At 72.3% G+C, this 12,115-nt stretch carries 13 protein-coding genes; 4 read left to right on the top strand and 9 right to left on the bottom strand.

All coding sequences use genetic code 11. From position 1 onward, the window contains the following. Window positions 1–19: 19 nt before the first annotated feature. Entirely contained in the window at window positions 20–688 is a 669-nt protein-coding gene (locus tag OYE22_RS00680; protein ID WP_277318536.1) for a DUF1579 family protein, read from the bottom strand. Between the two features lie 324 nt (window positions 689–1,012). Continuing rightward, complete coding sequence (locus tag OYE22_RS00675) at window positions 1,013–1,795, bottom strand: alpha/beta fold hydrolase (RefSeq protein WP_277318535.1); 783 nt, start codon at window positions 1,793–1,795, stop codon at window positions 1,013–1,015. 415 nt (window positions 1,796–2,210) lie between these two features. On the opposite strand from OYE22_RS00675, the gene OYE22_RS00670 reads away from it, so the two are divergent. Next, window positions 2,211–3,674 (top strand): M28 family peptidase, encoded by a 1,464-nt coding sequence (locus OYE22_RS00670; protein ID WP_277318534.1) that lies wholly within the window; start codon window positions 2,211–2,213, stop codon window positions 3,672–3,674. Window positions 3,675–3,762: 88 nt separating this feature from the next. On the opposite strand, the gene OYE22_RS00665 is transcribed toward OYE22_RS00670, so the two are convergent. Then, window positions 3,763–4,233, bottom strand: a complete 471-nt coding sequence (locus OYE22_RS00665) for a GNAT family N-acetyltransferase (RefSeq protein WP_277318533.1) — start codon at window positions 4,231–4,233, stop codon at window positions 3,763–3,765. A 154-nt stretch (window positions 4,234–4,387) separates the two neighbouring features. Between OYE22_RS00665 and OYE22_RS00660 the strand changes: the two genes are divergently transcribed. Continuing rightward, entirely contained in the window at window positions 4,388–4,894 is a 507-nt protein-coding gene (locus OYE22_RS00660) for a metallophosphoesterase (protein WP_277318532.1), read from the top strand. Window positions 4,895–4,988: 94 nt separating this feature from the next. Here the strand turns inward: OYE22_RS00660 and OYE22_RS00655 are convergent, their stop codons facing one another. The 4 genes from OYE22_RS00655 to OYE22_RS00640 form a co-directional block, all read right to left on the bottom strand. Beyond that, the gene (locus tag OYE22_RS00655) at window positions 4,989–5,678 is read right to left on the bottom strand and encodes a hypothetical protein (RefSeq protein WP_277318531.1); all 690 of its coding nucleotides are present in this window, start codon (window positions 5,676–5,678) and stop codon (window positions 4,989–4,991) included. Window positions 5,679–5,862: 184 nt separating this feature from the next. Further along, the gene (locus tag OYE22_RS00650; RefSeq protein ID WP_277318530.1) at window positions 5,863–6,414 is read right to left on the bottom strand and encodes a DUF6114 domain-containing protein; all 552 of its coding nucleotides are present in this window, start codon (window positions 6,412–6,414) and stop codon (window positions 5,863–5,865) included. Continuing rightward, the gene (locus OYE22_RS00645; protein WP_277318529.1) at window positions 6,405–7,025 is read right to left on the bottom strand and encodes a DUF6230 family protein; all 621 of its coding nucleotides are present in this window, start codon (window positions 7,023–7,025) and stop codon (window positions 6,405–6,407) included. Before OYE22_RS00645 ends, OYE22_RS00650 begins: the two co-directional genes overlap by 10 nt. A 456-nt stretch (window positions 7,026–7,481) precedes the next feature. Next, the gene (locus OYE22_RS00640) at window positions 7,482–7,925 is read right to left on the bottom strand and encodes a DUF3093 family protein (protein ID WP_277318528.1); all 444 of its coding nucleotides are present in this window, start codon (window positions 7,923–7,925) and stop codon (window positions 7,482–7,484) included. 223 nt (window positions 7,926–8,148) lie between these two features. Between OYE22_RS00640 and OYE22_RS00635 the strand changes: the two genes are divergently transcribed. Continuing rightward, window positions 8,149–8,643 (top strand): DUF5709 domain-containing protein, encoded by a 495-nt coding sequence (locus tag OYE22_RS00635; RefSeq protein ID WP_277318527.1) that lies wholly within the window; start codon window positions 8,149–8,151, stop codon window positions 8,641–8,643. Window positions 8,644–8,907: 264 nt separating this feature from the next. Here OYE22_RS00635 and OYE22_RS00630 read toward each other — a convergent pair whose 3' ends face one another. Together OYE22_RS00630 and OYE22_RS00625 are read right to left on the bottom strand one after the other, a co-directional pair. Further along, a complete protein-coding gene (locus OYE22_RS00630) occupies window positions 8,908–9,669 on the bottom strand; it encodes a LuxR C-terminal-related transcriptional regulator (protein WP_277318526.1) in 762 nt (253 codons plus the stop codon). A 31-nt stretch (window positions 9,670–9,700) separates the two neighbouring features. Further along, the gene (locus OYE22_RS00625; RefSeq protein ID WP_277318525.1) at window positions 9,701–11,410 is read right to left on the bottom strand and encodes an amidohydrolase; all 1,710 of its coding nucleotides are present in this window, start codon (window positions 11,408–11,410) and stop codon (window positions 9,701–9,703) included. A 197-nt stretch (window positions 11,411–11,607) separates the two neighbouring features. On the opposite strand from OYE22_RS00625, the gene OYE22_RS00620 reads away from it, so the two are divergent. After that, window positions 11,608–12,111, top strand: coding sequence for a DinB family protein (locus tag OYE22_RS00620; protein WP_277318524.1), 504 nt, complete (start codon window positions 11,608–11,610; stop codon window positions 12,109–12,111). The last annotated feature ends 4 nt before the right edge of the window (window positions 12,112–12,115 follow it).

Below are 12,115 nucleotides of genomic sequence, written 5' to 3'. Positions count from 1 at the left end.
CACAAAGCGCCAGAGCGGTTTATGCGCGGCGACAGTCGTACGTGCCCTTCAAAACCGTGCCGTCCGAGAACGTCATGGTCTGATGGTTGGTGAAGTGGTTCTTGTTCACCACCTGGTAATCGTCGTGCAGGCTGATCGGGACGCCCGTGGTCTCCCCGCTGGGATCGGGCTTCACCACCTGGCTGAGCGAGCCAGTGAAGATGAGGTGCCCGTCCTTCCAGGGAGCGGCGGCGTAGTTCCCGTTGCTGCCCCAGTTGTCGTGGTACTGGTTGATGAACTTCTTCGCCACCGGGTCCCAGCCGAACGTCGCTCGGCCGACCACGTCACCGGGCTGCATCGTGGCGTCGGTATAGAGGTAGTGCCCGCCCATGGCGCGCTTCGTGGTCATCGTCATCGTCGCCGGCTTGGAGCCGGGCGGCGGCGCGTAGTCGCACGTGAACCTGCCGAGCAGGAAGTCAAGGCCCCGGATCTGCGGAGGCGCGGGCAGGGTGCGCGGCTTGTGCGGCCTGGTGTGCTGCTGCGGCGCGGAGTCGGCCGCGTTCCGGGGCGCCGGCTCCGCGCCCACCGGTGCGACGGCGAACAGGGCCAGGCCCAGCGCCGACGCGCCGGCTATGCCGAGCGGGGCGCCTCGCCACCGCACCGGGGCCAGCCGGCGCCGCTCCCGCCCCTCTGGTTTCTGGGTACTCACACTCAACTCCTGCGGTTCGTACGTTGACCCGCGGCTCACGCGACGGGCGGCCCACCGGTCGGCGTGGCGACGCGGTGGTCGCCGGGCGCCGAATCCGCTGCGGGCTGGGCGTCCGGACCGGCCGTGTGCGCCACCCTCCGGGCAGGCATGCGCCGCCCATCGTTCGCGTCGGCGCTAAAGGTGGGCTAAGGCGTGGCGTGAACCATGCGCTGCCACGGGCCTCCGTCCGCGCCGCGAACTCCGAGGCCCCTGCCGGGCGGGGCGGCCGGCGGGTGGGCGGCGTACGAGTGCCGCCGGCGGGAGCGTACGAGGCCGGGGCGTACGTCAGGCGCGCGGCGTCGCGTCGGGCCGCGCCGCGTTGGCCAACTCGTCCGCGACGAGCCGGATGACCTCGCCACTGCGCTCGCTGAGGTAGAAGTGCCCACCCGGGAAGACGCGCAGGTCAAGCGGGCCGGTGGTGTGCTCGGACCAGGCCCTGGCCTCGTCCAGCGTCACCTGCGGGTCGCTGTCGCCGACAAGGACACTGAGCGGGGCGTGCACGGTGGAGCCCGGGGTCGCGCGGTAGGTCTCGATCGCGCGGTAGTCGCCGCGGATCGCGGGCAGGATCATCGCCCGCGTTTCCGGGTCGTCCAACAACCCCGCGTCCGTCCCGCTCAACCGCTGGAGTTCGGCCACGATCCCCTGGTCGTCCCGCTCGTGCACCGACTCGGCGCGCACCCGCGAGGGCGCCCGCCGCCCCGAGACGAACAGCCTGACCAGCGGCGGCGCACCGGCCGCGGCCAGCCGCAGGGCCACCTCGTACGCCACGACCGCGCCCATGCTGTGCCCGAAGAACGCCAACGGACGGTCGGCCAGCGGGCGCAGTGCGGGAACGAGCGCGTCGGCCAGTCGGTGCAGGTCGTCGATGGTGGGCTCGGCACGGCGGTCCTGCCGGCCCGGGTACTGCACGGCGCGCACGTCCACGGCGGGGGAGAGCTGGGCCGAGACCGGGAAGTAGAAGCTCGCCGAGCCGCCCGCGTGCGGAAAGCACACGAGTCGCACGGCGTCGTCCGCCGCCGGGTGAAATTGCCTGATCCAGGTCCGCGGGTCGGTCGTCGGTGCTGTCATCGCGCTGAGCCATCCCTTCGGCCGCTCGGCCTCGCCTGTCGGTCGGCGTTCCGCCGACCCTCGCTTCCGGTTCTGGTTCCGCCTCTGCTTCCGGTCCGGCACCAGCTTCCGCGACGGGGCGGGCGCGTGCCCGCCGTCCCGTCCGTCGTTCGAAAACGCACGCGCTGCTTTTGACGTGTCGCGTGCTCTCCTCGCGCGTTCCTGTTCGCGACGGTGCGCGGCGCGGTTCAATCCCGGAGCGGTCCCGTCTGAACGTAGCACCGACTCCTTTGCGTCCAGGGCCTTTTCGGGCACCCGAGTCGCCTTAGTTCAGCTTTAGTCGCATCGCGCACCATGAGCCGAACGCGGAGTCGGCGCGCCCCAGCAGCGTGGTGCCGGTGCTTTTCAGTGGATGTTCGTGACAAGGAGGATGATGATGGGCGAGGTTAACGAAGTTGGGGAGTCCTCTCTCACGAGCAACTGGTCCGCGGTGGAGAAGTATTTCGAGCAGGCGCCCACCTCGCGGGAGATGATGGGCTGGATCGAGCACATCTACAACCAGGGAATTCGGCGGGCCGGATATCCGGCCGACAGTTGGATCGAGGAATGGGCCGCCGAACAGTTCCGACAGACGGGCCTCGACGATGTCCGGCTCGAACCGCTGAACACCCCCATCTGGCGCCCCAAGTCGGCGCACTTCGAGATCTGGCCCACCGGCAAGCCCGACGAGGTCACCCGCTTCTCCGGCCTGGCCCTGCCGTACTCGACCCCCACCGAGGGGACCGAGGGGCGGCTGGCGCGCATGGAGGACGGTGAGGTGAGCGGCGGGATCGCGGTGCAGGAGATCGCCTTCTCGCAGGTGCCGCAGTCGCAGATGGCCGAGCGCGCCACGGACTCGTACGACCCGGAGGGCGTGCTGCCCGACCTCGTGCAGACCGTGCCCTTCGACCTGCCGCACGTGCTCGACTTCGACGTCGCGGCCAAGAACGGCGCCACCGCCTACGTCGGCCTGCTGACCGGCGTGCCCTGGGAGACCAGCGACTTCTACTGGCCCTACGACGCGGAGCGACGCCCCATCCCCGGCATCTGGCTCAGCGGCAACGACGGCCGCACGGTCCGCGAGCTGATGGCCTCCGGCGACTGCGAGGGCCGCATCGTCTCCGACGCCACCCTCACCGAGGAGACCACCCACAACGTCGTCGGCACCCTGCCCGGCGCCTCCGACCACTGGGTGATCATCGGCTCACACCACGACGGCCCGTGGGCCTCGGCGGTCGAGGACGCCTCCGGCGTCTCGCTGGTCCTGGCACAGGCCAAGTTCTGGGCGTCGGTGCCACGGGAACTGCGCCCGCACAACATGCTGTTCCTGCTGACGTCCGGACACATGGCAGGGGCGGCGGGAACCCAGGCGTTCATCGCGGACCACCAGGATCTGTTCCCGAAGGTCGTCCTGGAGATGCACCTGGAGCACGTCGCCCGCCGCGCCGACGTGATCGACGGCGAGGTCGTTCCCAGCGACGACCCCGAGGTGCGCTGGTGGTTCGCGACCCAGGCACCCGCGCTGGAACACCTGGTACTCGACTCGCTCGCCGCGGAGGACATCAAGCGCTCCTGGCTGCTGTCCCCGACCGCGCTCGCCCCCAACCCGGCGACGGACGGCGCGTACTTCTACTACACGGGCGTCCCGCTCGTGCAGTACATCTGCACCCCGATCTACATCTTCGACCCGCGGGACACCCCCGACAAGGTGGACGAGCCGAGCCTGGTGCCGCTCTCCAAGGCGGCGGCCCGCATCATCGCCGGCACCGCCGGCTGCGACCCGGACACGCTGCGCGTCCCGCTGGAGAACGCGGCGGCGACCACCCCGAGCGAGGCCGACGCGGCGGCACAGGAGAGCTGACAGCCACGTTCCCGCGAACGGGTCACCACCCCGCGTCGGCGCTTCGAGCGCGGCGCGGGGTGGCGCGGTCGTACGGCGGCGACGCCACTCAGCGAGGCCCCAGCTCCAGCACTCCCACGGTCTGGTCCCCGCTGGTCTCGCCGGTGGGGCGGAAGCCTAGTCCCAGGTAGAAGGCCGCCGGTCCGTCCGGCCCCGGGTGCCAGGTGGTCGTCATACGGGTGCCACCGCGACGCCGGACCTCGGCGGCCACGGACGCCACCGCGAACCGCCCGTACCCCCGCCCCTGCTGGCCGGCGGCGATGTTGAGCCGCCAGAGCCCGGAGCGCAGATCCGTGCCGTCGCCGGTCCAGTCCACGTCGAAGAAGCCCATGAGGAAGCCAACGGCTGCCTCCCCCGCGTAGATGAGCCGCGGCCAGGCAATGCCGGGATGGACGTACGCCTCGGCGAGGGACTTCACCACCGGGGCCACCAGACGCTCCTGGTCGGGGCGGACCCGCAGGCCGAGCGCGGCGTCGATGTTGTCCGGGGTGATCTCTCGTAGACGCGGTGAGCCAACCATGGCCGCACCTTACGTGGGCCCGCCGGCCGACTCCCACGGTGGCCGGCCCGGCCCAGCCAGCCAACCCAGCCGAATCCGTTCCGACGGGAACCGACGGGCGTGGCGCGGGTGTCGGCTGCGTGGTGTGCGGCCGTGGGCCGGCTACGGTGCTGGGGTGCGACTGTTGCTGACCTCGGACACCCATCTGCCCCGGCGCGCCAAGGCGCTGCCGCCACCGCTGCTCGACGAGGTGGAACGCGCGGACGTCGTCATCCACGCCGGGGACTGGGTCGACGTCGCCACGCTCGACCTGCTGGAGGAACGCGCCGAGCGGCTGGTCGGCGTCTGGGGCAACAACGACGGGCCGGCGCTGCGGGAGAGGCTGCCCGAGGTGGCGTACGCGGAACTCGGCGGGTTGCGGTTCGGGGTGGTGCACGAGACCGGGCCGGCCCAGGGGCGCGAGCGTCGCTGCGCCGAGCGCTTTCCCGACCTCGACGTGCTGGTCTTCGGGCACAGCCACATCCCGTGGGACAGCGTGAGCGCGGACGGCCGGCTGCGGTTGCTCAACCCGGGCTCACCGACCGACCGGCGACGACAGCCCTACTGCACCTACCTGACGGCGACCGCGTCGGCCGGCCGGCTCACCGACGTGGAGCTGCACCGCCTGCCCAGGAACCGATGACACCGGGCAGATGCCCACGCCCGCCCCGGTGGGGCGGCGCCCCCGCCACGGGTGTGTCGTGGCGGGGGTACCGCTTCGTGCGGGCGGGGCGGGATCAGCCGCTCACGGTGATCTGCGACCCGGGGTCGGTCACGTCGGTGACCAGGTAGGTGGCGTTGAACGTGGAGCTGGTGGAACTGGTCGGGCAGCCGAACCCGCCCTCCACCTTGACCGGCACCGCCGCGTTGGTGAACGCCAGCCGGGAGGGCGCGCCGTTGGTCCACGCGCCGGAGATCGACGCTTCGGCGGTGGGAGCGGCGGTGACCGTGCACGTGGCCAGGCCGCTGGTCTTGAGGACGAAGCCACCCGTCGGCATGGTGAGCTTGGCGCTCACCGCGGTCCCGTGCTGCACCGCGATGCCCCAGGACCCGGAGGTGGCGATGGTGGCGCTGACGCCGGGCATGCTGGTGGTGCAGGAGCTGTAGGTGGGTGGGTTGAGCGGCCCGCCGACCGGCCCGGCGGGGTTGGTGTTGTTGGGCGCGGCCGGCACCTGGTTGGCGGCGCCACTCGCCGGGGCCGTTGGCTGTGTGGTGGAGACCGCACAGGTGACCGTCACGGACCCGGCCTTGAAGGTGGCCTTGCCGGAGAGAGCGGCTTTGAAGTAGTGACCGGCCGGGGTCACCGTCGTCGGGCCCGCCGCGACGTCGGGGCGGGCGTTCGCCGTTCCGGCGAACGAGAGGGCGGCGACGCTGGCGAGCCCGGCGCTCGCCGCGAGGACGGCGCGCAGGGGCATGGATCGGTGCATCGTGCGGCTCCTTGTGTGGGAGGAATCGATGACATCGTGCGTGTGCTGTGCACCGCGAACCACGGTGCCGGGTAAGGGTGTTGAGGGTTGGGACCGGAGAACCGGCGACCGTGGTCCTGCGGGTGCGGGTGCGGGTGCGGGTGCGGGTGCGGGTGTGCGCGGTGCGACGGCGACGCGTCGCGCGCTACGGCGTCGACGGGTCGGCGGCCGGTCCCTGGGCGCCGGCCGTGCCGCCCGCCTCCGCCAGCCGGCCCGCGACACGCGGGGGTGTGGTGTTCGCGTCGCGGCTGACGGGAGCGTCGTACGTACGGGGTGAAGCCGACCCGTCGGGTTCGGCTCCGGGGTCGCCGTCCGGCGTGGCGTCGGGCTCGGCCGGCGGGTCCGACCGTGTCGCGGGCGGCAGGGGCTGCCAGGCGAAGATGAGGCTGCCACCCACGACCCCGACGATCGTGCCGACGAAGAACCCGCCGAGGTTGGACAGGACCAGGGCGCCGGCCGCGACCAGCACGGCCAGGACGCCCGCGAGGCCGCGGTAGTAGGGCGCGAACCAGGCGCTGAGTCCCATCACCACCAGGACGAGCCCCATCATGACGGACACCACGCCGGTGACGCCCTGGAGCACCATGACCTTCATGGGTGCCAGCGGAATCGCGGCGATCTCCGCCCCCGCGGCGACGGTGATCAGCCCACCCCAGAACGGCCGGCCCCTGCGCCATCTCCGGAAGGTCAGAAGCATTCCTTCTTGCCCTTGCTGATCTTCATGCTCAGCCCGTTGAGCTTGAAGGTGCCCGCGGTGGTGGCCCAGGCGACCGTGCGGAGCTTGGCGATGCGAATGTCGTCGGCCTGCTGGGAGAACGCGTCCTGCATGCCCTGCGCGCCGTCCGGCCCCTTGTCGAGCGTGGAGGCGTCGCGACCGATCTCGATGTTGTTGAAGCTCGCGTCTCCGGCGATGTCGGTGGCGTCCATGTACAGGTCCGTGGCCTGGACCGGCTTGGAGCCCGTGCCCGCCGAGAGCTTGAGCGAGATCGACCCGACGATCGGCAGCTTGGTGACCACCGACTGGCACAGGTTGCTGATCTCGGCCTTCTTGATGGCCGTCACCGCCACCGGCAGCAGGTCGCCGCGCGCGTTGGTGTCCACGCTGCCGTACTGGGCGAAGCCGTCCCCCTTGAGGTCGTCGGCCGCCACCTTGAACTGCTGGCCGGAGACGGCGAAGGACGCGGCGAGCGCGCCGTTGGCCAGGGCGACGGCCAGCGCGGTCGTCACGGCGAACCCCGGCACCGAGAGCACGGCGAATCTTCGCCATCTCACCCGGCCTACTACATGTCTTCCTTGCTCATCTCTCATGGCGATATATCCCCTTCGAAGAGCAGGGCGGCGCGCACGGCGACGTGCGGGAGAGGAACGGGCTCGGGGTCCCCAGCGGCTCGGCCTGACGCCCCGCATGCATGACCCGTGCATGCCAACTTCACTTTGGCTTACTAGAGAGTAAGTAAGCTCCGTCGCACTGACAAGATGCCGAGCGGCGCGCGTTTTCGCGAGTTTCGCGGCCCGTACTCGGCCACCCCGGCCCGGCCGCGCCAGCGGTCAAGGCCCCGCGCGGGAAGGCCCGTTGACGCCGCGCGGGCCGGACGCCATCGGGTGAAGGCCCCGCCCGGACGCCCGGCGTGCGGGTCCCGGGGCGGGGCCCCGCCGGCAACCGCCTCCGGGGCCGGCGCCCGCCACACCCCGGCCGGCGCACCCGACGCGCCCGCGCGCCGGCCGCCGTCCGCGAGTGCGGGGCGGCGGGTGTGCGGGCGAGGCTCAGCGCTTGGCGAAGGCGAGCACGGCGACGAGGGTGTGTGGCTGGCGGGTCGAGAGGTACAGGTACGGGGCGCGGTAGTCGGGCGCCGTGATCTCGATACGCAGCGCCGTCGGCACGTGGCTGCGCAGCAGCATCAGCGCGTGGGCGTCGGCCCGCCGGGTACGCCAGGCCAGCGCCTCCTCCCGGTCCAGGATCTCGGGCATGCCGAGCACGTCGATGGGTAGCCGGATCTTGCCCGCGGTGAGGGACCCGATGGTCACCTTGATGCGGGAGCGGCCGTACGCGTACGTCCCGGCCGCCGCCGCGCACGAGACCAGCAGCAGCGCGCCGAGCGCTGCCGGCACTCCGAGGGGGAGCAGCACCAACGCCAGGGCGAGGCCGGGCAACGGCACCCACAGCCACCAGGCGGGGGGCACGCTCAGCCGCTCGTCGTAAAGAGACATGGACCCAGAATGACAGTTCCGAGCCGCCCGATGATCTCCGGGCCGCCGGTGTGGCGGCGCCGTGTCCGCACGGCCCGCGCGTGGCGTACGGCGGCGCCGGTCGCGGCGACGTGCCGTACCACCGCGACATGCCGTGGCCCGGCTCGGGCGCATGATGGAAGGAGCGGGTCCCCATCCCCACCGGCGAGCGCGACAGCAATCCGACAGCACACGTGGAGGAAGCATGAGCGACGAGATGGCGGATGACGTGTACCAGCCCACGGGCGGCAACGAGGAGCAGGAGGACGCCGCGCCGCTGGACACGCAGAACGCGCTCGGCGGGCGGAGCTACGACGAGACCCTCGACGAGGGCTACTCGCCGCCTGAGAAACCGCTGGGCGTCAACAAGGTCGGCACGACGGCCGAGGAGCAGTACCACGGGGAGACCCTGGACGAACGGCTGCGGCAGGAGGTCTCCGACGTCGGCGTCCCGGAGGGTGACGGCCGTGGAGACCTGGCCGGCGGCGACGGCGAGCTGATCGACGACGAGGTGGGTGACGACCGCGCGGGGCGCCTGCTGGCCCCCGACGAGGGCGCCCACCCCGACCGGACCAAGGACCTGACCGCCCGCGACGTGGGCATCGACGGCGGCGCGGCCGGGGCCGAGGAGGCCGCCGTGCACCTCGTGGAGCCGGAGGAGTACGCCGACGAGGAACCGGACACCGACGCCCGGCCCTGAGCGCCCCGCGGCCCCTGCCCGTCACCCGTTCGCCGGAGTCCCGGCCGCCCGCCACGGCACGTGTCGGCCCGGGCCGGTCGCAGCGCACGCGGCGTGGCACGCCAGGCCCGCTCGTGGGTGGCTTGTCAGCCGGCCCGCTGGGTGGGTCCGAGGCCGCCCCGACGCGCCGTAACCCTTCGGGCCGAGCGGCCTCGCGGAGGGTTGGGGAGTACGGGTGCCGCGCGGGGGCGGCCTGGGCCCGCCGGGTCGTGCCGCCAGGCTGACTCAGCCGGAGGGTGTGATGCCCCAGGCAGCGGCCTGGGCAGCGGCGGCGGCGCGGTTGGGGAGGTCGAGCTTGGCGAGGATGTGCTCGATGTGCGTCCCGACCGTGCGCGGCGTGACGTACAGCCGCTCGGCGATCTCCCGGTTGGTGCGGCCGGTGGTGAGGTGGGCCAGCACTTCGAGCTCCCGTGGTGAGAGCCCGCCGGGACGCTCCGGACGCGCCGTGCCTCGCCCCGGCGGCTCGTCGAGGTGGGGCACGGCGACGGCCGCGGCCAGCGCCTCGGCGAGCAGGGTGACCGCGGCGCGCGCCGCGTCGGGCACGGGCCGCGGCCGGCGGGTGCTCAGGTTGAGCATGCCGACGTAGCGGCCGTCGGCCGCGAACAGACACTGGGCCACGCCACCCTCGATGCCGAGCGGACGCAGCACCTCCCGGAAGCCCGGGGAGGCGGCCAGCAGGTGCCAGGGCACCTCCCCGAGCCACAGACCGCCCCGGTCCGGGTCGCGCAGCACGGAGAAGACCGGGTCGCGGTGGAGGCGGGTCTCGATGTACGCCGTGGCGTCGGCCGGGTAGCAGCCGGCCAGGGTGGTGTGGCGTTCGCGGAGCGGATCCCACCGGGCCAGCGACGCGTGGTCGTACTCCGCCACCCGCGACAGCGCTGCCAGGACCGTGTCGACGCCGGTCGCGCCCCGCGCCGCGCTCCTGGCGGCCCGGCGTACCTGGACGGCCGCGTTCAGGATGTCCGCCGTGCTCCGCTCCGCTGCCACCCCGCAAGCATGATCACGCGCCAGGAGTACGTCAATCGCCGAGGGTGTCGTGCACGACCCGGCCGTCCACCACGGTGAGGGTGACCGGGAGGTGCGGGATGTCGTGCGGGTCCACGGCGAGCAGGTCTCCGTCGACCACACACAGGTCGGCGACCTTGCCCGTCTCCAGGGAACCCTTCCAACCGTCGGCGAAGTCCTGCCAGGCGGCGTCGATGGTGTACGTACGGATCGCCTCGGCCAGGCTGATGCGCTGTTCGGGACCGCTGACCCGACCGGCGGCCTTCGACTCGCGCAGCACCATGGTGGCGATGCCCTGGCGCCAGTCCGGGGCCGTGACGGGGGCGTCAGACCCGCTCGCTACCCGCACGCCGGCGTCGATGGCGGAGCGGTAGGGCCACGCGTACGCGGCACGGTCCACGCCGACGAACTCCTCCTCCAGGTCGGCGACGGTCCACTTGATGGTGGGGTTCATGTTGACGCCGAAACCGTGCGTGGCCAGCACCCTCATGCTGTGGTCGGTGAGGAAGTCGCCGTGGATGAGGTAGTGCCGGGCGTCGGGCCGCGGGTGTTCGGCGACGGCCGCGGCGAAGGCGTCCGCGACGGTGTCGATGGCCCGGTCACCGGTGACGTGCACGCCCAGTTGGTGCCCCGCGGCGTGGGCGTGCCGGATCATGACGCCGAGTTCGGCGGCCCGCTCGTGGTCGGTTTCACCACCGACGCACAGCGAGCCGCAGCCGCCGCCGACGTACGGCTCGTTCATCCAGGCCGTCTTGTTGGGGACGACGCCGTCGGCGAAGAGTTTGATCCCGTGGATCGCCAGGCGGCGCGGATCGGCGTCGTACGGGCCGTCGATGGCGGCGAGGTTGTGGGCGAACTCCTCGGCGGTGCTCGCCATGCCCGTGGGCAGCAGCAGGACGCCGACCCGGGCAGTGAGTTCGCCGTCAGCCAGCAGCTCGCGGTAGACGTCGAGGGTCGCCGCCCCGAGCGCACCGCGCATGATGCCGTCCCCGCCGGGGCCGAGCCCGGGCTCGGTGTAGCTGGTCACACCCAGGCGGGCGAGCGTGGCGAGGGTGGACCTGATCGCGTCGGCCCGCTCCTGCCGGCTGAGCGGCGGCAGCGCGTTCTGGACCAGGGCCTGGGCCCCCTCGTGGAGCAGCCCGGTCGGCTCACCGGCCTCGTCCACGACGATGGTTCCGCCGGGCGGCGCTTCGGTGTGCCGGTCGATCCCGATGAGTTGCAGCGCCCTGGAGTTGACCCAGGTGGCGTGCCCGGAGAAGGAGTACAGGACGACGGGGTGGTCGGGGCTGACGGCATCGAGGTCGTGCCGCGAGGGCAGCCGCGACACGTCGCGCAGGCACTCGTCCAGGTATCCGGTGTCCCAGCCGTGCCCGGTGATCCACTGCCCGTCCGGCACCCGCCCGACGGCCTCGCCCACCGCCTGTGCCACCTCGGCGAGTGAGGCGACGGTGGGATGGCCCAGGTCCAGGGAGAGCGGCGGCGTCGCCATGCCGAAGGCGCATCCGTGCAGGTGGGAGTCGTTGATACCGGGGAGCAGCGTGGCTCCCCGGTAGTCGATGACCCGGGTGTCGGGCCCGACGAGCGGTGTGACGTCATCGCGCCCACCCACGGCACTGATGGTCCCGCCGGTCACCGCCAGGGCCGAGGCGACGGAGAACTCCGCGTCCACCGTGACCACTCGCCCACCGACGAACACCAGGTCCGCATACGTGTCCACACACATGTCCTCTCGGGAGTCGGGCGCGCCACGGCCGCCCGCGAACGATCTCCCCGGACTATCTCCGCCCCGCCACCCCTGGCGCATCGGTCATCCCACCGATACGCGCTCCGCGCCGCGCGGAAGGCGACCCCGCCACACCCGCGACCCGGCCCCGCCCGCCTGAACCGCGGCGGACCCGGAGGGGCTGCCACCATCGTCGGATGATCGATGACCCACGTACCCACCCTTCCAAGGTGGCCGACGACCGCGCGTCGCTGACGGCGTTCCTCGACTACCAACGCGCCACGCTGGCCATGAAGTGTGCCGGCCTGTCAGGTGCGCAACTGCGGCGACGGGCGATACCGACCTCGGACCTGACCCTGCTCGGGCTGGTCCGGCACGCCGTCGAGGTCGAGCGGAGTTGGTTCCAGACGGTGCTGGGCGGGAAATCCCTCCCCGCCCTGTGGCCGCGCGTGAACGGCGTATTCGGCGAATGGCAGGTAGCGGACGCCGATGCCGACGAGGCGTTTACGTTGTGGCGCGCGACATGCGAGGACTCCCGGGCGGTGGTGAACGCGTTTCCGACACTGGATGCCCGGGTGGAATTCAGGGGCGAGAGCATCTCGCTGCGCTATGTCCTCACCCACATGATTGAGGAATACGCGCGCCACAACGGCCACGCCGACCTCCTGCGGGAAGCGATCGACGGCACGGTGGGGGAGTAGGCGC

Source organism: Streptomyces sp. 71268 (genome assembly GCF_029392895.1).
Lineage (GTDB): Bacteria > Actinomycetota > Actinomycetes > Streptomycetales > Streptomycetaceae > Streptomyces.
The sequence above is the reverse complement of the archived record's forward strand: the minus strand, read 5'-3'. Positions and strand labels throughout refer to the sequence as shown.